The 20,235-nt window shown below is 40.1% G+C and carries 18 protein-coding genes; 7 read left to right on the forward strand and 11 right to left on the reverse strand.

The window, feature by feature from the left end:
* Positions 1-214 precede the first annotated feature (214 nt).
* Positions 215-3,748, forward strand: coding sequence for a pyruvate:ferredoxin (flavodoxin) oxidoreductase (gene nifJ / locus NE558_RS02915; RefSeq protein WP_256148417.1), 3,534 nt, complete (start codon positions 215-217; stop codon positions 3,746-3,748).
* Between the two features lie 156 nt (positions 3,749-3,904).
* Here the strand turns inward: nifJ and NE558_RS02920 are convergent, their stop codons facing one another.
* A complete protein-coding gene (locus NE558_RS02920) occupies positions 3,905-5,029 on the reverse strand; it encodes a GGDEF domain-containing protein (protein WP_256148418.1) in 1,125 nt (374 codons plus the stop codon).
* Between the two features lie 448 nt (positions 5,030-5,477).
* Between NE558_RS02920 and NE558_RS02925 the strand changes: the two genes are divergently transcribed.
* On the forward strand, positions 5,478-6,131 hold the full coding sequence (locus tag NE558_RS02925) for an IseA DL-endopeptidase inhibitor family protein (RefSeq protein ID WP_256148419.1): 654 nt from the start codon (positions 5,478-5,480) through the stop codon (positions 6,129-6,131).
* Between the two features lie 124 nt (positions 6,132-6,255).
* On the opposite strand, the gene NE558_RS02930 is transcribed toward NE558_RS02925, so the two are convergent.
* Positions 6,256-6,669, reverse strand: a complete 414-nt coding sequence (locus NE558_RS02930) for a cupin domain-containing protein (protein WP_420314582.1) — start codon at positions 6,667-6,669, stop codon at positions 6,256-6,258.
* A 240-nt stretch (positions 6,670-6,909) separates the two neighbouring features.
* Positions 6,910-7,722, reverse strand: a complete 813-nt coding sequence (gene proC, locus NE558_RS02935) for a pyrroline-5-carboxylate reductase (RefSeq protein WP_256148420.1) — start codon at positions 7,720-7,722, stop codon at positions 6,910-6,912.
* Between the two features lie 154 nt (positions 7,723-7,876).
* Between proC and NE558_RS02940 the strand changes: the two genes are divergently transcribed.
* A complete protein-coding gene (locus tag NE558_RS02940) occupies positions 7,877-8,236 on the forward strand; it encodes an arsenate reductase family protein (protein WP_256148421.1) in 360 nt (119 codons plus the stop codon).
* A 147-nt stretch (positions 8,237-8,383) separates the two neighbouring features.
* Here NE558_RS02940 and NE558_RS02945 read toward each other — a convergent pair whose 3' ends face one another.
* The 8 genes from NE558_RS02945 to dapD form a co-directional block, all read right to left on the reverse strand.
* A complete protein-coding gene (locus NE558_RS02945) occupies positions 8,384-9,091 on the reverse strand; it encodes an SDR family oxidoreductase (protein ID WP_256148422.1) in 708 nt (235 codons plus the stop codon).
* A gap of 4 nt (positions 9,092-9,095) precedes the next feature.
* Complete coding sequence (locus NE558_RS02950; RefSeq protein ID WP_256148423.1) at positions 9,096-9,626, reverse strand: flavodoxin domain-containing protein; 531 nt, start codon at positions 9,624-9,626, stop codon at positions 9,096-9,098.
* Positions 9,627-9,684: 58 nt separating this feature from the next.
* On the reverse strand, positions 9,685-10,266 hold the full coding sequence (locus NE558_RS02955) for a uracil-DNA glycosylase (RefSeq protein WP_256148424.1): 582 nt from the start codon (positions 10,264-10,266) through the stop codon (positions 9,685-9,687).
* A 214-nt stretch (positions 10,267-10,480) separates the two neighbouring features.
* Positions 10,481-11,509 (reverse strand): rhomboid family intramembrane serine protease, encoded by a 1,029-nt coding sequence (locus NE558_RS14550; RefSeq protein ID WP_256148425.1) that lies wholly within the window; start codon positions 11,507-11,509, stop codon positions 10,481-10,483.
* A gap of 226 nt (positions 11,510-11,735) precedes the next feature.
* A complete protein-coding gene (locus NE558_RS02965; RefSeq protein ID WP_066053458.1) occupies positions 11,736-11,978 on the reverse strand; it encodes a pro-sigmaK processing inhibitor BofA family protein in 243 nt (80 codons plus the stop codon).
* Positions 11,979-12,005: 27 nt separating this feature from the next.
* Complete coding sequence (locus NE558_RS02970) at positions 12,006-12,245, reverse strand: DUF2508 family protein (protein ID WP_256148426.1); 240 nt, start codon at positions 12,243-12,245, stop codon at positions 12,006-12,008.
* 323 nt (positions 12,246-12,568) lie between these two features.
* Entirely contained in the window at positions 12,569-12,997 is a 429-nt protein-coding gene (locus NE558_RS02975) for an immunoglobulin-like domain-containing protein (protein WP_256148427.1), read from the reverse strand.
* A 91-nt stretch (positions 12,998-13,088) separates the two neighbouring features.
* The gene (gene dapD / locus NE558_RS02980) at positions 13,089-13,799 is read right to left on the reverse strand and encodes a 2,3,4,5-tetrahydropyridine-2,6-dicarboxylate N-acetyltransferase (RefSeq protein ID WP_256148428.1); all 711 of its coding nucleotides are present in this window, start codon (positions 13,797-13,799) and stop codon (positions 13,089-13,091) included.
* 184 nt (positions 13,800-13,983) lie between these two features.
* On the opposite strand from dapD, the gene NE558_RS02985 reads away from it, so the two are divergent.
* From NE558_RS02985 to NE558_RS03000, 4 genes are all read left to right on the forward strand, one after another.
* Positions 13,984-15,132, forward strand: coding sequence for a M20 metallopeptidase family protein (locus NE558_RS02985; protein WP_256148429.1), 1,149 nt, complete (start codon positions 13,984-13,986; stop codon positions 15,130-15,132).
* A gap of 337 nt (positions 15,133-15,469) precedes the next feature.
* Positions 15,470-15,949 carry a MarR family winged helix-turn-helix transcriptional regulator gene (locus tag NE558_RS02990; protein ID WP_256148430.1) on the forward strand — a complete coding sequence of 160 codons (480 nt, stop codon included), beginning with the start codon at positions 15,470-15,472 and terminating at the stop codon, positions 15,947-15,949.
* Positions 15,946-17,076, forward strand: coding sequence for an efflux RND transporter periplasmic adaptor subunit (locus tag NE558_RS02995; RefSeq protein WP_256148431.1), 1,131 nt, complete (start codon positions 15,946-15,948; stop codon positions 17,074-17,076). Before NE558_RS02990 ends, NE558_RS02995 begins: the two co-directional genes overlap by 4 nt.
* Positions 17,077-17,079: 3 nt before the next feature.
* The gene (locus NE558_RS03000; protein WP_256148432.1) at positions 17,080-20,208 is read left to right on the forward strand and encodes an efflux RND transporter permease subunit; all 3,129 of its coding nucleotides are present in this window, start codon (positions 17,080-17,082) and stop codon (positions 20,206-20,208) included.
* The last annotated feature ends 27 nt before the right edge of the window (positions 20,209-20,235 follow it).

The following is a 20,235-nucleotide window of genomic DNA, read 5'->3' on the forward strand; positions in this document are numbered from 1 at the left end:
CAATACAATTACTATATAGTAAAAATAAACAAAAAAATGCTTTTAATAAGGATTTAACCGGTTTTCCAATAAATAATATTGGTGAAATATTGACAATGATATTTATATTCATTATCATCAGCTTAGCAAAGTTTTTCTAACCTGTACCGGCCAAGCTGGTTGCAGGCAAATCTTTAACTGTATTTTGTATACTGTATATGAAAGGAGCCTACTCATGAGCGCAAAAATCATGAAAACAATGGATGGTAACGAAGCTGCTGCGTATATTTCTTACGCTTTTACAGAAGTTGCAACCATCTATCCCATTACACCTTCCTCCCCTATGGCTGAGCATGTTGATACTTGGGCGGCTAATGGCAAAAAGAATCTTTTCGGCCAAACCGTTCGCTTGGTTGAAATGGAATCTGAAGCAGGTGCGGCAGGCGCAATGCATGGTGCATTGGAAGCAGGCACGCTGACAACAACTTATACTGCCTCTCAAGGGCTTTTATTAATGATTCCACCGATGTATCGTATTGCAGGGCAGTTAAAGCCCGGCGTATTTCACGTAAGCTCAAGAACCGTTGGTACCCACGCCTTCTCCATTTTCGGCGACCATTCCGACGTTATGAGCTGTCGTCAAATCGGCTGTGCTATGCTCTCCTCCGCTTCCGTTCAGGAAGTTATGGATTTGGGCGGTGTTGCCCACTTGGCAGCAATTAAAGGCAGTGTTCCCTTTATTCATTTCTTTGATGGCTTCCGCACCTCCCATGAGCTGCAAAAAATTGAAGTTATGGATTATGAAAAAATCGGAAAGCTGATGGATCAGGATGCCCTTCGCAAGTTCCGTAAAAACGCATTGAATCCTGAACGTCCAGTACAGCGCTCTATCGTACAGAATCCCGACGTTTTCTTCCAAAACAGAGAAGCATGTTCTCCTTTTTATAAGAACCTTCCTGCCATTGTGGAAGCATACATGAACCAAATCAATGAAATCACAGGCAGAAACTATAAGCTGTTTAACTATTTTGGTGCGGCTGATGCAGAGCATGTGATTATTGCCATGGGCTCTGTTTCCGGTGCCATTCAAGAGGTTGTAGAGCATCTCAACGAAAAAGGCGAAAAAGTTGGTTTCTTGCAGATTCATCTGTACCGCCCCTTCTCTATGGAGCATTTTATGGCGGCTCTGCCTGAAAGCGCAAAAATCATTACTGTTATGGATAGAACCAAAGAACCCGGTGCTTTGGGGGAACCTCTTTACGAAGATGTTTGTTCCGCTTTGATGGAAAAAGGCAAAATGCCCTTAGTCCTTGCAGGAAGATATGGTCTTTCCTCAAAGGATGTAACCCCCGCTCAAATTGTCTCTGTATTTGACAACATGAAGGGCGCACACAAAAATCATTTTACTGTGGGTATTAACGATGATGTCAGCATGACCTCCCTCACCGTAGGTGCAGAACCTGAGGTAACGGATGCTTCCACCATTGCTTGTAAATTCTGGGGACTTGGCTCCGATGGTACCGTTGGTGCTAACAAAAACTCCATTAAAATCATTGGTGACCATACCGATAAATATGCGCAGGCATACTTTGAATATGACACTAAAAAATCAGGCGGCATTACAAAAAGCCACTTGCGTTTTGGTAATGTGCCTATTCGCTCCAGCTATTTGGTATTTAAGGCAGACTTTGTTGCCTGCCATCAGCAGTCATACATAAGCAAGTATGATATTGTTTCCGAAATCAAACCCGGCGGCACCTTCCTTTTAAATTGTGGTTGGAAACCGGAAGAACTGGATGCACACCTGCCCACTGATGTAAAGAAATATATTGCGAATAACAATATCTCTTTCTATACCATTGATGCCGTAGAAATTTGTCGTGAAATCGGTCTGGGCAACAGAACAAACAGCGTGTTGCAGTCCGCTTTCTTTAAGCTGGCAAACATTATTCCTGCGGAGGATGCTCTTGGCTATATGAAAGCCGCAATTGAGAAATCCTATGGTAAAAAAGGCGAGAAAATTGTAAATATGAACTACGCCGCTGTAGATGCAGGCCTAAGCGGATTAGTGAAAATAGATGTGCCTGAAAGCTGGAAAAATGCAACAGAAGTGAACAAGGAAGATTTGAAACGTATTCTACCAGAATATATTGAGAAGCTTTTGATTCCTATGAATGCACAAAAGGGAGATACACTGCCTGTATCCGTATTCTTAGGCAGAGAAGACGGCACCGCACCTTTGGGAACCTCCGCTTACGAAAAGCGTGGTGTTGCCATAGATGTACCTGAATGGAATATCAGCAACTGTATTCAGTGTAATCAGTGCTCCTATGTTTGCCCTCACGCTTGTATCCGTCCCTTCCTTTTAACTGAGGAAGAAGCAAAAAATGCACCCTATGGCTATGAAACAAAAAAGGCCAACGGCGCTGGAGAGATAGCAAACTATCAATACCGCATTCAGGTAGATCCTCTGGATTGTCAGGGCTGTGGTGCGTGTGTTGTGGCATGTCCCGCAAAGGAAAAAGCATTGACCATGAAACCTTTGGATTCTCAGTTGGGTGAAATGACAAATTGGGATTATTCCTTGTCTCTTTCCTATAAAGAAAATCCTCTGGATAAATATACTGTAAAAGGCAGTCAGTTTGAACAGCCTTTACTGGAGTTCTCCGGTGCTTGTGCCGGCTGTGGGGAAACCCCTTATGCAAAGCTTATGACACAGCTCTATGGCGACAGAATGTATCTTGCCAATGCAACTGGCTGTACCCAAGCTTGGGGTGCTGCTGCCCCCTGTGTGCCTTATACAACAAATAAGGACGGCTGGGGCCCTGCATGGAGCAACTCTCTGTTTGAAAACAATGCCCAGTTCTCCTTAGGTATGGTTTTGGCTGTTGAACAGCAAAGAGAACGCTGTGCAATGCAGTTGAAAGAATTATTAGAGCTTTGTAAGGACGAAGCTTTACAGACCGCCGCAAAGGTTTGGTTTGAGCACTATGAAGATGGTCACAGAAGCAAAGAGGATACTCAAGCATTAATTATCGCTTTGGAAAAAGCAGCCGTTCCTGCTGAAGGTACAGAGTTAAAGGCGTTCCTCTTGGATAACAAAGAGCATCTTGCGAAGAAATCCATGTGGATGTACGGTGGTGATGGTTGGGCATACGACATTGGTTATGGTGGTTTAGACCACGTATTGGCTTCTGGGGCAGACGTAAACGTATTGGTGGTAGATACCGAGGTATACTCCAATACAGGCGGTCAGTCCTCCAAGGCGACCCCTATTGGTGCAGTTGCTCAATTTGCCGCTGGTGGTAAGCCCACAGTGAAGAAGGATTTAGGCCTGTTGGCAATGAGCTATGGTTATATCTACGTTGCTCAGGTTGCTATGGGTGCTAACCCTGCACAGCTGATTAAAGCAATGAAAGAGGCAGAAGCATATAAAGGGCCATCCCTGATAATTGCCTATGCTCCATGTATTAACCACGGCATTACAAAGGGTATGGCAAATGCCCAAGTTGAAAGCAAAATGGCAGTAGATGCAGGCTATTGGTTCCTGTATCGCTATAATCCTGAGTTGAAAAAGGAAGGTAAAAATCCGTTCATTTTAGATTCCAAAGAGCCAACCATGGATTATAATGACTTTATTATGGGTGAGGTTCGTTATTCCTCTTTGGTTCGTACCTTCCCAGAAACAGCAAAAGTTCTCCTCAAAGAAGCTGCTGAACAAGCAAAAGAAAAATACCAGACCTATAAGAAGATGGCAGAACAAGATTAATCTGCAACAAAAAAAGAGAAGAGAAGTGTATTTCACCTTACAATTTTTATCATAAAAATAAGCCCCCAATGCAGTGGGGGCTTCCAGGGAGCCAATATTTGGCTCCCTTTTTTAAAGGCTGTAGCTGGCCTTTTCCAGAACAGCGTAAGCAAGGCGCTATTTTATCTTATTTTTGTACATGGCTTTATCTGCAAGCTCCAAGATATCCTCTAGTGTCTTTCGTTCCTTTCCATTAAAATCCGATGAACCGATACTCAAAGATAATTCCGCTCCTTCCACATCCCCCCCATTATAATCCTGAACATAACGGTTTATCCGCCCGATAATCTTATCCTTTGCTAATTGTTTACAAAATATATAGAACTCATCCCCGCCAAAGCGACCAACTATTGTCTCATTACCTTTACATGCACTCACTAAAATATCGGATACCTGAATGAGGATTCTGTCTCCAAATACATGACCAAATCGATCATTAATCCCTTTAAATTTGTCTATATCAATAAAAATAATGGAATTCATTTCTCCCTTCGTCAAGCCCTTATCAATGCTCTGTAGGCATACATTAAACTGATACCGGTTATTCAGCTGGGTCAAAGGATCCATGGAGATAATTTTATTTTGAAAATTAATAAAAAAGCAGAGTAATGCTAGTACTTGACAAATCCATATCAGAGAAATCCCATATATTAAAACTTGGATGATGACGCCTATCACCGGCAATATCTGTATTTTGAGAATCAAGGCGCAGTCTTTCCGCTCCAAAATGTTATCAGAGGTTCGATAGACCCTCAGGCATTGCAGAAAGGGTACCACAATATAGGGTATCACTACAAGGAACGATAGCATAAAAAATCGTTCTCTAGCATAAACAGCATCTTCTCCAATGGTAAAATATAGAGGATATTTAACATTCAATAGTATAAGGATGGTATTTAAAATCATTGGGATATGCATAAATAATAGTAACCATTTATTTTGCTTTTTCCATTGGTAAAAAAATTTAGATATGTACACATACCACATAAGCCCAGCTAAGCAATGAAAAAAATAATAAATACTGGCTAAGCACCAGTAAATTTCCTTAGAGAACAAAAATTTTTTTCCATCAATGCACCACATAACAGAATCCAAAATTAACACAAATAAAACAGAATAATTCAAATAACGAAACGCCTTTTGCCTATCCGTTCCATTTTCAATCGTCTGCTGATTTCTAATCATTATATATATAATTATCATTCCCACAATATTCACTTGCAAATATAAAATTTCAGCCATTCCCATTCACCGGTTTCTATTTAAAATGAAAGGCTTTCCCTAATCCTTTTCTATTGGCACTGAGTCATTACTCTTTTATGTAAGAAAATTAGATCTGCAATTATAGCTTTACCTTTCTTTTATACATTACCAAAAGACCAACCCAAAAGCAAATTAAGATAAATTACAGGAGCATATCATACAAGATCAAAGAAACAATCATTGTTTTAACTTTAAAAACCACTTTGGCATTTACTACTCAAAAATGTCCTCTTTTCATGAACGGTAGAAAAATATCTTTAATCCACCACGGTTACAATAAAGAATTAATATCATCATCATTCCTCTTTTACGCCGAAATCAACTTTTTTCTTAATTGTTTTTGTCAATCTTCCTAAACGCTTAATTATAATAAAAAACCATGTTATACTAATCAAAAGCAATAGACTAAAAAGAAAGGTGTCCTTTTATGAAAGCAAAACATAGCATTCTAATGATTTTTGTCCTACTTTTTCCTTTGATTTTATCAAGCTGTAAAGGAGCTACTTCGGCTTCTCCAAGCACTCCCCAATCTTTGGAGACCAACAGTTCTTCCCAAGATGGATTACCTCCCTTGGAAGATACTTTTAAAACGCTATATCAGGGTGCAGACGAAATGTACACAAAAATCGTGTTTGGTAACTTCCATTGTGATGTAAATCAACCATTTACGAAGGGAGATTTGACTTATTATAAAGTGGATGAACCGGCCTTTGATTCCTACGATGCCTTTATCGAGCATCTGTCAAAATATTTTACAGAGGATTTTATAAATAACACCATTTTGACCCCTGATCAATCAAGGTTTATAAAGGGTGAAGACGGGGCTTTATATTTATTGGATGCAGGGAGAGGTTCAAATATCCTTTATGCAGGGCATGTATTCCATTCCATTCAGCAAACGGAAAATGAAGTTACCTTCACTGCCACTGCTTATTATACAAAAGCCCAAGAAGCCTATGAGGGTGACCCCTTTTTTACAACACCAAAAAATATCAATGACTTTACCACTGAGGAGTATACCTTTGTTTTGGTAAAAGAGAAGGATGCTTGGAAGTTTGATCAATTTTCATGCTTCTTCTAAAATTTGTGAAAATATTTTCGTTTGAACTGTATTGTGTTTAATTGTAACACAAAAAAACCGCGATTTACCAATCAAGTAATTCGCGGTTTGTGTTTAGAAGTCTATGGACTTACCATCTACATCTTTAATCATGACTTTTCTGGGCATCTTGCTTTGTAGCTTGAACTGTTCCCTTGGGGTGATGAGGCGGCGCATAAATTGTATATAACTTTAATGGTTTATTACCGTTATTAATAACATTATGCCAGGTTCCCGCAGGAACGAAAATTGCATACTCATTATCTAAATTACGTTGATAATCCAATTTATCCTTACTGCTCCCCATCTGAACAATGCCTGTTCCGTCCTCAACACGAATAAATTGATCCACATCGGGATGCATTTCCAACCCAATATCTCCACCGGAAGGAATACTCATTAGTGTTAGCTGTAAATGGTTTCCCGTCCATAGTGCAGTACGATAATTCTGATTCTGTTTGGTTACTTTATCAATATTGACCACAAAAGGCTGAGGGCCACAATCAGTAATATCAGGCATTCGGTTCATGGGCTTTCTCATGTTATTTCTCATATTATTTTGCATATTATTTGGATACATTTCAATTCCCCTTTTTCGTTTTATCCTATATATTTTTATGTTATAGAACGGGAAATTAGAAACCATATTACAAAATATGGCTGTACCTTGAAAGAAATCCTTTATTTTTCATACTTCCTTTAGATAATATCACGAATAAAATCAATACAGGAAATTACATAAACATCTATTCTCTATCCTTTATTTTTTCTCGCCAATTGCCTTATCTTTTGCCAGAACTGCATCAAAGGCCTTTACCAATATAGATTCAAAGCCTCCCCCTTGCAGTGCAGTAACCCCCTCTATGGTAGTCCCTCCTGGTGAGCACACCTGATCAATCAACGGCCATGGTGCTTCCCCACTTTCCAACACCATTTTGGCACTGCCTAATACCGTTTCTGCCGTTAGCTGTAAAGCTTGTTTTTTGGGCATCCCTGCCTTAAGGGCAGCATGAGCCAAGGCATCCATGTATAGGTATGCAAAGGCTACCGATGCTCCACCGATTACGCTGAAAATAGAAAATTGACTTTCTTCAATTTCTGCAACGGTACCTATTGTTTCAAAAATCTCTTTCACCAGCTGCTTCTGCTCAGGGCTTACAAATGAATTTACACAAAGTCCTGTGGTTGAGGCGCCGATTTTTGCATTAATATTTGGCATTACTCTTACAATGGGTGTTCCCTGGGGAAAGAAGCCTGCTAAATATTCTAAGGTTTTTCCTGCAGCAATCGAAACAATCAAGGGATTTTTTTCCTTGAAATCCCATTCTAGTTCCGGCAAAAGGGAGGATAATACATTTGGTTTAACTCCAAGAAGCACTACGTCGCTGTTAGCAATCACCTCTTTTGAAGATTGGCAGGCAATTGCACCACATTCCTTCGCCAATGTTTTTGCTGAGGCTACGCTTTTGCTACTCAAAAATATATTCTTTCCCTCGTATGCCCCGGCACCCAAAGTCATGCCCTTCACAATTGCACCCACCATATTCCCTGCTCCAATAAAACCAAAATTCATGTTTCATTCCTCCTATCTGCCTATGTTAAGGTTTAAATTCCCAAAATGTATACAACTTTTACTCATTTTACAGCCGTTCCTATGAAAATGCAATCCCATCTCATCTTGCCCAATGGACGGGAACGTATTATACTATTGAAAAAGGAGGTGCGAGATGAGTCTCGTTTTTTTACATTACCCAAAATGCAGTACCAGTAACAAAGCAAAAAAATGGTTGGATTCGGCACAAATAGAATATTTCCAGCGCCATATGGTTGAGCAAAACCCCTCCGCAGAGGAGTTGGAATTTTGGTGGAAGTTAAGCGGCCTACCCTTAAAGAGATTTTTCAATACCAGCGGCCTTTTATACAAGGAACTGCAATTAAAGGATAAACTACCCCAAATGAGCGAGGAGGAGCAGCTTCAACTTTTAAGCACAAACGGAATGCTGGTAAAACGCCCTCTGGTGATTGGGGAAGATTTTGTTTTGGTAGGTTTTCAGGAAAAGGAATGGGAAAAATTAAAGAAAAACTGATTGCTAGGAAAGCATGTATTTGAAGATAAATACTTAAAAGGGCTTATTTCCCGCTAGTTTGGAAATAAGCTTTTTTCATTTAATAAACAAAATATCCCTGAAATGAAAAAGCATCCGTTATGCAAATACAGCAAAACGGATACTCCATTATTTATCTAAGCTCCAACCATAGTCATTATGATAAACCATTTGGTGAGACATTCCACCATCAATGCAAATGTTTTCCCCTGTAATAAACCCTGCCTTTTGACTGCATAAAAACAGTGCCATCTCAGCAATATCCGAGGGATTTCCTACCCGCTTCACAGGGTGCTGTTCTGCATCCCCTCCGTCATAGGTGGTATATGCCGTGTCAATCCAACCGGGTGAAATAGAATTCACCCTTACCCTACCGCCAAGGCTGATGGCCAAAGCATGGGTCATGGATGAAAGCGCCCCTTTTGCCGCAGTATAGCTTTCTGTATTTGGCTGACTCATGCGGTCTCTTGTGGAAGAAATATTTACAATTGCCGCTTGAGGAGTAAAATACGAAAGAAAAAGCTTTGTTAGATAATAGGGTGCTACCACGCCAATGCGCAAAGCATAATCAAAAGCACCGTATCCACAGGCATTGATGCCTCCCATGGAGATCATGGCATTGTTAATTAAAAAATCAACCTTTCCATGCTGATCAATTACTTTTTTTGCAAAAGCCTCCAACGTTTCCCGATCTCCAATATCTCCTATAAAATAAGGGTTTTCCTCCCTGTCAATGATACAAACAGTGGCTCCCTCTCTGCTAAACGCCTGAGCAATAGCTTTCCCTATGCCATGAACGCCTCCAGTAATTACTGCAACTTTTCCTTCAAATTCCATACATTCAATCCTTTATATATAATATTAACCTGTCCGCTTGAGAGGTATCCACAAAATCCGCAGGGGTAACCTGGGTTTGAAGCATTGCCTCTTCCTCAAGACTACGCTCTTTCTTATGCTTTAAAATTTGAAAAAGAACTTTCATCATTCCTTTGTGGGCAAATTTCAAATGTTGATAATCCAATGCTCCATGAAAACAAAAGATTTTTGCATGATTCATGAGTGTTGGGGAAAGGCACTTATTTAAACCTTCTCTGATATATTTTGTATTTCTAGCTATTTCTGGATCAGAAAAGCTACAAGTAAAGATGACCAATCTTTTATTACATAACATCTCTTGGTTCTTCTTTAACCACTCATTTCCATTAAGAGAGCCTGCATAAATGCCTCCGCCGTATACAACGGTATCATAGGGGGATAAATCCTTCGCTTGTGTTGTGCTAAGAAGATCAGCCTGTAACTTTTCCGCAATATATTCTGCATATTTTTTTGTACTGCCATATTCAGAACAAAATATCACTGCTGTTTTTGCCATTCATATCTTCCTCCTTATATTACGTTTTTGAATTCACCCCATAGAGCCATTTCTATTCTTATAATATCCCCAAAAAATTCTTTAATGTGACCAAATCCTCCTGATATACCTGAGATAAAGCCCTATTATAAATAATTGCCGCCGGATGATACAAAGGAAATAAGATTCTATCCTCTGTAAGTTTGTAAGGCTTACCGTGAACATCCCCAATGGTCATGTTATTATCCCCAGAAACTGCCTTTAGAGGTACATTACCCAATGTAACAATCATTTTCGGCGCAATCAACTGAATTTCTTCCATCAAATAAGGCAAAAAAAACGCAATCTCATCTCTGGATGGTGGACGGTTTACCGCCTTCCCAGTTTTGGGGCTGTTTTTTGTAGGGCGCAGTTTTACTACGTTGGAAATATAAATCTCCTCTCGCTTTAAACCAATTACTTCTAAAAAGGAAGATAGATTTTTTCCCGCTTTACCCACAAAGGGCTTGCCCTGTTTTTCCTCGTCCCCGCCCGGTGCTTCTCCAATCATCATCAAAACAGGCATGTGAGCTCCTTCACCAAAAACCAGTTTTTTCTCACCAAAAGCAGAAAACTGAAAATTTTTTTGCAATTTTTCTTGAAAATCTTTTTGCTGATTCATCTACATTTCCTCTCCAAACAGAGTTATCCACAATTTCATGACCTTATCCACAGCTTTTTTGTTGATAACTTTTTATGTATACCCCAATATATAGTGTTAATTTTCTCCATTCGACAATTTAACATGGGAAATTCGTTGTAAAATAAGGAACGATTATTATTCATCTAGTGTTGCATATTTTAAAAGTGGATAACCTCCACATTGTCCACAGAAATCATGTGGATATCTCCTTCTGTTTTCTATCCAGCTTTCGATAGATTAAGAATACCAGACTTCCACCAATAAAGCCACCAATATGGGCAAAATTATCTATGCCCATATCCAAAAAACCAAAGCCTATGGATGTGACTACCAATAACAGCATAGTGGCATAATTCATTCCCGTATATCTAGGGCCGTATAATTTTGTCAGTACAAACATAGCCCCCATGAGACCATAAATCGCTCCTGATGCACCAATTGCCAACACATCGTGAAATAAAATGCTAAAAAGACCACCACAGAAACCGGAAACCAAATATAAAATGAGAAAGCGTTTTCTCCCCAAAAGATACTCAGCTTTAAAACCAAAATAATATAAAAAGAGACTATTGGACAACAAATGCATGATGCCACTGTGTAAAAACATAGACGTAATGAACCGGTAGTATTCTCCTTGCAAAATACCGCTTCTGCTGAGTCCATAGGCACGAATGATACTTCCACCTCTTCCAGATAAGGTGGTATCAATTAACAGCACTGCGCAAAGCAGAAATATAGAAATACACACCCATGGCAATCCGTTTTTCATCTCTGGTTTTGGGGGTGCTTCTGGTACCTTTCCCTCCGCTGCACGTAGCAACAGTTTTTCAATACCAAAAAGACGGTCTGGTTCCCCAGCATTTGCAAAAACTTTTTTCTTTTCTATGGAATAGCGCCAATTCACTGCATGAATCCGTTCATCAAAATAAACAGGGGCAGGGGATACACCTTCCTCCTCTGACACATATATACCAAGGCTGATAATATGGGTACAGCGCATCTCTTCAAGGTCTTGAGACATTTCCTTTGTGTATGTACTTAGAATATCTATAATTTTTTCCTGATTATCTTTTTCAAATACTCCTACAATATATAAAACAGGGTTTTCTATACGCAGATAAATCCCTGGTACCTTTTCTCCGTTTGCAGTTCTTCCTTCAAAAAAGCTTTGGGACAATAATTGTTCATTAAATTTTTCTATAAATTTCATTAAGTTATCCACAATTTTCACCTACTTTTTTTATGAAAAAACTCACTGCATCGCAGTGAGTTTCTCCGGATAAGAAATGGGGTTAAATCTTATCATTTAAGGATTTTTTATTTGCGGACTTGCAGATAACCAAGTTTTGTACACAGGGAAGCCCCGATTATCCACAATAATATCCACAACATTATCCACACAAAAATATATCACATTCCGTTGTAATTGTCAAACAATTACATTTCTTTTACAAGAAAAAACTTAAGACAATTAACCCTAAAAAACCCGGTGCCCCCAATAATCCCACCGTAAAAAGTGTTGCTGGATTAACACCCACCGGAAGCCCAAAGCGATTACAAAGCCATAGGCAACAGCCGCCAACAGCCGCTGAAAGTATAAATCGCAACACAATTCTTAATGGTTTTGCCACCGCCGTCAATATCAAAATAATTAGACAGCTAATTATCATTACCGACAATACCTCTGTCATAGTGCTTTTCTCCCCCTTCTGTACCTTTCAGCCTATTTTAAGAAAAGGCCCAGTCAACCCCATTTCCTTTGCTGTTTTTATAAAATAATCATACTTTTTTTGCAAAGCGGTAATTTCAAAAATATAACTGTCAACCAAAGCCTCATCTGTTGCAGATTCAAATCCTTGTCTTGCACAGACCAATCTGGCCTGAATGTCCTGAATGGCAAGTAGTATTTCATCCCCTTCAGTAAGCACACTTCCCACCTTTTGCTTGCTTATATTCATCCGCTTGCCTCCTTCCTATTACCCTAAATATAAGCAAAAAAAACATGTTTTATTCCTTTTGCAAGGGGTTTTCCAAAAAAGTAAGGCATGTTTTATATTTTTTTCTATTTTTAGTGGAATTTCAGCATTTCTATAAGTTTTCTCTAACCCAAAACAATACACAAAAAAACCTCCGCCCATTGGACGGAGATTTTGATTGAACTATACATACCAAAATAAATTTATCATTTTGAAAGCAGATATGAATTTTAAGAACAAACGGGAATTTTCAAAACCAAAATTTTGCTTTTGGGAATCTTGGACTTATCCCTTAATACCTTTTATTAAGCACCGGTGAATTCCACAGCAACAGGGCTTTTATTTACAAAAATAATCAAACGGTATTGTTCACCCTTTGTAGTGCTGCCACAGAAGGTCTTCCAGTTATAGCTTAACTCCGTGGAAGCTCCACTTTCCAAAGCCGTCTCTCCTTCACTCCAATTTGCCTGGGCAGTCCCCGCAAATTCCTGCCACTGCCCATCCTTCATCTGCTCAAAGTGATATTCCTTGGCACCATAGCTTACGGTTTCCTTCGTATCATTGGTAAGGATAAATGTACCTAAGGAACTTTTGAGTGTATCCTCTTTTAGGGAAAGAGTAATTCCCTCCTGTGTATTCACTTCTGTGTAAGCAGTGCCTACACTATTACCACTGCCACATCCTGTGAAAAGAAACATAAATACTGAAATCAAAAAAACTAAACACTTTTTCATTTCTTCTACTTTCCTTCCTGTTTCTATAATTGAAAAGAATTAATCTTATATTGCCCTAATTGATTTCATTTAATAGTCAGATTTGGAGTCATTACTTTCTCAAATCATCCAAAATCTGTGTTTTTCCTTCTGTTTTTTCATCCTTCATTTTAATTACCTTAGCAGGAGAACCAGCAACCACCGCACCAGCAGGAACATCCTCAATTACCACTGCGCCTGCCGCAACAACAGCATTAGCACCAACTTGAACACCCTCCAAAACAACGGCATTGGCACCAATCAGTGCACCATCACCAACAACAACAGGTGTTGCACTAGGTGGCTCTAAAACACCCGCCAAAACGGCACCGGCACCAACGTGGGCATTCTTTCCAACAGTAGCTCTTGCCCCTAAAATAGCATTCATATCAATCATTGTGCCATCACCGATTTCTGCGCCAATATTAATAACGGCGCCCATCATTACAACAGCATTTTTGCCGATTTTTACACGGTCACGAATAAAGCAGCCAGGCTCGATACGTGCTTCCAGATTTGTAATATCCAGCATAGGAACTGCGGAATTTCTTCTATCATATTCCACATGAGTTTCCTGAATCTTTTCAGCCTTTTCTTCTAAAACCTCTTTGATCAAAGCATAGTCACCAATCATAATCCAGAAGTTACCTTCGCCGAAAATTTTTACATTTTCTTTTTCTACACCCTTCAAGTCACCCTGCACATAAACTTTCACAGGTGTAACCTTTTTGGCATCCTTAATATACTTTGCAATCTCATAAGGATTTGTCATATCATAATTCATTTTTGCTCCTCCATTCATAATTATATAGGTCAACCCCACCAAACTTACGGATATCCAAGCATGGATCCCCACGACTTTTTGACCCTTGTATGGTATTATAAATGAAAAAAAAATATTTTCCAAGGCTCTTTCACAGTTTTTATGTTACAATAGAAAAAAATTGTGAAAAAAAGGAGGGCTTTTTTTGCGTGAAGATATTTCAAAGATGGAGGAAGGGCTTAGACAAATACGTCGAGATTTGCACCGAATTCCAGAACTAGGACTTTCGGAGCACAAAACCGCTGCTTATATAGAGAATATGCTGAAAGAAATAGGCGTAGATGAGGTTACTCGCTGCTTAGAAACAGGGGTCATTGGTATCATCAAGGGGCAAGGTTTGGAAAAACCCATGGCTTTTCGTGCAGATATGGATGGGCTAACTGTAGAAGAGCCTCCCCGTTCCTATGCCTCTTGTCATCAGGGGCTGATGCATGCCTGCGGGCACGACGGTCACATGACCATTTTGCTGGGCTTTGCCAAATATCTCATGTCAAAAAAAGTGCGTCCTAAGGGTGATGTGATTCTGATTTTTCAGCCTGCGGAAGAAGGCCCCGGTGGTGCAAGGCTGATGGTGGAAGCAGGAATCATTGAAAAATATAACATTTCCAAGATTATCGGATGCCACATTTTCCCCGATGTTCCCCAAGGCAAGGTTGCCTGCAAAGTGGGTGGCATGATGGCACGAAACGGAGAAGTCACCGTGCGTATCCATGGAAAAAGCTCCCACGGTGCACAACCCCATCTTGGTGCTGATGCCCTTCTGGCAGCAGGGGCGGTGATTTGCGGTATACATACCATTTTATCCCGTAATATCTCTCCTTTAGACAGTGGCGTTCTTTCCTTTGGCTCCATACAGGGTGGTGAAGCCTGTAATATTGTGGCCAAGGAAGTCCGTATAGAAGGAACCATGCGTGCCTTTTCTGATGAAGTTTATGAAAAAATGGTTTCAAGGGTAGAGGAAGCCGTAAGTTTTATTGCCAAAGGCTATGGTTGTGAAGGAACAGTTGAATTCCGTCATATGTATCGTGTGGTTCATAACGATGCTGCTTTGGTTAGTGCCTTAGAAGCGGCCTGCGGCGACAGCTATATAACCACACAGCCCTATATGCTTGCAGAGGATTTTTCCTTTTTTCAGCAGGCAGTTCCCGGTTTGTTTTTCTTTTTAGGTGCAGGAAATCCGGAAAAAGGCTTTGTCCATCCTCTTCATAGTGCAGAATTTGATTTTGATGAAAAAATTTTGTGCCATGGCGTGGAAACATATATCTCCCTATTAGAAAAGCTGGGCATGTATTAATTTTACAAATATTTTTATTGTGAGTAAAGGATACTCCGTGATGAGCCAAAGTCTTCAAGGGGTATCCTCTTTTTATGAAACAATTCCCCATTTCATTCACATTTTAATCAATGGTGTTTCATTTTCCATATTATTAAGAATCTATAAAATTATTGTCCTCTCTTCCATTATCATGCTTTCTTCAAATAACCCGAAAATGTCCAAAATCAGTTCTTTAAGCACAATAAGCCATAACTGGCAAAATCTTTAAAATTTCTTAATGAAAATCCAATTGACACCAAATTAGTTTTATCATAAAATTAATTTCATGCAAAATAGAAAAGAGGGGGAAGGATTTATGTCCGAAGTAAGTGGTCAAAAAATTGCCGAGCTTTTTTTTGATCTTAGATTAAATATGTCCTTTTGGAGTAGACTTCACTTGGAGCAGGTATTCAGTATAAATGGTAAGGGGGAAGAAGGGAAGCTGACCATGCAGCAATTTCATTTCTTGCTTTGTATTCGTGATTTAGGCTTAGATACTGTTTCAAAAATATCAAATTCTCTCTGCCTTAGTAAAAGTAGTGCCTCTTTGAGCATTGCAAAAATGGAAGAAAAAGGATTTATCCAAAAGCACCCCCCCAGTAAGGATGATGATGGTCGCAAAATTTATCTGCGTATAACCCAGAAGGGGCAATCAACTTTAAAGGCAACGGAAAATTCCCTTATGGGAATTACCAGTAGCTACTTTGACTCTTTTGCAGAGGAAAAGAAGCAAGCTTTATATCATCACCTACATGCCGTTAACCAACTAATTTTATCAGGAGGAACCATAAAATGAACCAAAAGCTAATACTTTTTAGTCTTTGCGCTGTGCTTTTGACCGGCTGTGCTAAGGAAGCACCCGAAGAAAAACCAACATTGCGAAGCGTTGAGGTCACAACTGTTGGTAAGGATGCAATTACAAGCAGCTTCTCTTATTCTGGCAAAGCCGCCGCTTCCAAGGAAATATCCGTTGTCCCCACCATCCCCGGAAAGGTCATGGGATTTCACTTTGAGGTTGGTGACACTGTAAAAGAGAATCAAGTTCTTTTTAGCGTTGACTCTGCAACATTAAATGACCAATTACGCAGTGCAGAGGTGAACTATAATGCAGCGAAGCTAAGCCTGGCAAACACAGAAAAAACCTATAATAACAATAAAGTCCTTTTTGAACAAGGCATTATTGCTGAGGCAGAAATTGACCAGATGAAGCTTGGGTACGAATCCGCCAAAGCAAATATTGAAGCCCTTGAAGTAAACATGGATATTTTGAAAAAACAAATTGGAGATTGTACCGTAACTTCTCCTATGAGCGGCGTTATTGTTAGCAGAAACATAGAAAGAGGCAGCTATGCAAGCCCTTCTATCCCTGCTTATGTGATTATGGATCTTTCCACAATCAAGGTTGAGGTTGGCGTTTCCGAGCAGGCTGTAAACAACATTAAGCTAGGCGATGAAGTGCAAGTAAATATGTCCGCCGCGTCCGCTACTCCTTTGAAAGGAAAAATTACTACTATCAGCCCCGCTTCCAGCCAATCCGGTACATATACTGTTAAAGTTGAACTAAATAACAAGGATGGCATCATTAAATCAGGCATGCTGGCAGATGTTATCTTTACAAAGGAAAAGGCTGAAGATGTATTGGTATTGCCCGCCAACGCAGTGATTACCAAAGATGGGAAAACCTATGTTTATGTTGTTGAAAACAATATAGCAAAGAAAACACCTGTAACCATTGGCATTCAAACAGGTGAAACCTTAGAAATCACCTCTGATCTGCCCGTTGGCACACAGGTTGTTACCCGCGGTCAAACTTATATTTCCGATGGAGAACAGGTTGAAATTGCAAGCCCTGCTACTCCTGCTAAGGGTACCACAGAAGATACAGCAAAGGGTACCACAGAAGACACGGCAAAGGAGGAATAAATTATGTTATCCAGACTTTGCATTCGTAAGCCTATTACCACCATAATGATAACCTTGATGGTGTTCATTGCCGGCATTGTTGCATACAGCGGCCTAAACTTGGCATTAATGCCTAACGTAGATATCCCCGTTGTATTGGTCAGCACCACCTATGTGGGTGCCGGACCGGAAGAAATTGAAAATCTTGTTTCAAAGCCCTTGGAAGACGCTTTGGGCACAGTAAATAATGTAGATACCATTACTTCCATATCAAACAGCAATGCCGCCCTTGTTATGGTACAGTTTGTGGATGGTACAGATATTGATATGGCGGCCATAGATTTAAGAGAGGTGCTAGATCGAGCAAAAAGCAGCTTGCCCTCAAACGCAGAAGAACCTGTAATTTTTAAAATTGATATGAATGCTATCCCCATTTATTTGGGTGTTACAGCAAATAATTTAGACTTAAACGCATTGAATAACCTTTTGGAAGATGATATTCTTCCTCGTCTGGAACGTATCGAAGGCGTGGCTTCCATTGATCTAACCGGCGGTGTTGAAAAAGAGGTACGCATAACCGTTGATCCCACCAAGCTCGTGGGTTACGGCTTAAATGTAAACACACTCTCTCAAATATTGGCGGCAGAAAATATGAACTTGCCCTCCGGTTCCCTTACACAAGGAGAATTGAATGTGCCTGTGCGTACCATCGGACAGTTTAGCTCCGTGGAGGAAATCAAAGATTTGCCCATAGGTACACCAACAGGAGCTATTATTCACTTGAGCGACGTGGCCAATGTTGTGGAAGTAGACAAAGACCAGAAGAATATTGCTTATCTTGATGGGGAACGGGGAATCATGATTTCCGTCAATAAGCAGTCAACTGCAAACTTAGTTAAAACAAGCGAAAAGATTCAAAAAGAATTGGATGCAATTACTGCCCAATATCCAGAGTTACATATGACCATTGTTATGGATACCTCAGATTATATTAAGGATTCCATTTCAAACATTACAGAAACAGCCTTTTTAAGTGCTTTGATTGCATTTTTTGTATTACTGGCGTTCCTGAAAAACCCCGTTACCTCTGGAATTATTGCAGTATCTATCCCTACCTCTATATTGGCCACCTTTGCGCTGATGTATCTGGCAGGTATGTCCTTAAATCTTATTTCTATGGGCGGTGTGGCCATTGGTATCGGTATGCTGGTAGATAACTCCGTTGTTGTTCTTGACAACATCTATCAGTATTATGAGCGGGGATATAGCCCTAAGGAAGCTTCAGAAGAGGGAGCAAAAGAGGTTACCATGGCAATCACTGCCTCTACATTAACCACTGTGGCAGTTTTCCTGCCTATTGCCTTTGTAAAAGGTTCCGTGGGGCAGCTTCTACAAAATCTGTCCTTTGCGATTACCTTTTCCCTTGCATCATCACTTGTAGTGGCAATTACCTTTGTTCCTATGGCTTCTGCTTTGCTTTTGCAAAAAGACAAAAAGACGAAATTCCGCAAATACAAGAAATTTTCTTCTGCTCTTTCCAAGTGGGAAAATGCATTGGAGCGTCTTTCACAATGGTATGAACGAGTAATTCGCTGGGCACTATCTCACCGCAAAACCACAGTGCTTACAGTATTGGCAGTGTTTCTTGCCAGCCTGATTACCGTTCCTATGACAGGTATGGACTTTATGCAGGAATCTGATGAAGGCACAGCCAGTGTTAAAATATCTCTGCCAAACGGCACTGAGTTGGAGACCACTGATGAAGTTGTATTAGAAGCACTATACCGCTTACAGACCATTCCAGAAAATGAGACGGTATATGCCATTATTGGTTCCGATTCTATGTCCAATAACAGTGCTGCAGCAACTGTTTATATGAACTTAATACCAAAGAGTGAACGTTCTCGCTCTACCGCTGAGGTGTGCGAGGAAATTAAAACATTATTGGGAGACATCCCCGGTATAGAGCTGACAGTATCCGCTTCCCAATCATCCATGGGAGGTACGAGTAGCAGTGACGTAACCTTTAACGTATATGGATATGACAATAAAACCTTAATGGATGTGGAAGATGACGTTGTTGACCTAATCAGCAATATTGATGGCTTTACCGATGTGGAAGGCTCAACTGGAAGTACAATTCCAGAAGCTTTGGTAAAAATTGATCGAAGCAAGGCTTCCCATTATGGTGTAACAGCCGGCAGTATTGCCAGTACTTTAAGTACTGCAATCTCCGGAACAACTGCAACTCAATATAAGGTAGATGGCTCTGAATTAGATGTTGTTCTTCGTTATAACACCGATGAATTAAACTACTTAACAGACTTAAATAACTTGACAGTTACGTCAGCTACGGGCACACAGATTCCTCTTTCCGCCGTTGCAAACATAGAAATTGGCGAAAGTGCAACCTCCATTACCCGTGAGAACCAAAAAAATTATATTTCTATCAGTGCAAACACTCCCAACTTAAGCGGAAGTGAGGCACAGAAACTGATTGATCAGGCTTTATCACAATACGATTTCCCCGAAGGCTATACCTATGCTTACTCAGGAAATATGGAAATGATGATGGATGCCTTCAGAAGCTTGATGATTTGTATGATCATCGCAGTGCTTTTGGTTTATATGATAATGGCTTCACAGTTTGAATCTCTGCGTTATCCGTTTATCGTTATGTTCTCCATGCCTTTGGCAATTACCGGCGGTATCCTTGGTCTTTTCATAACAGGCCATACCGTTACCATGCCTGCCCTAATGGGCTTTGTCATGCTGGTCGGCATGGTTGTAAATAATGGTATCGTATTGGTAGACTATGCGAATCAGCTGATGGATCGAGGCCTTAGCTGCTACGACGCCTTAGTAACCGCAGGACCAAGACGTTTGCGTCCAATTTTGATGACCACCTTAACCACAATTTTGGGTATGCTCCCTATGGCTTTGAGCAAAGCAGAGGGTAGTGAAATGATGCAGAGTCTTTCCATTGGTGTTATTTTTGGTCTTGCCTTCTCCACCGTTGTTACCTTGGTATTTATCCCGGTTCTTTACCTTTGGATGAATGAACGCAAAGAGAACAAGAAAACTAGAAAAACAGCAAGAAAAGAAAAGAAAGCCTTGAAAGCACATAAACCTGCCAAAAATATAACTACATAAAATTATTCTCATTCGGTATTGCTTTTC

The sequence above is a fragment of the Anaerotignum propionicum genome (genome assembly GCF_024461735.1).
Taxonomy (GTDB): domain Bacteria; phylum Bacillota; class Clostridia; order Lachnospirales; family Anaerotignaceae; genus Chakrabartyella.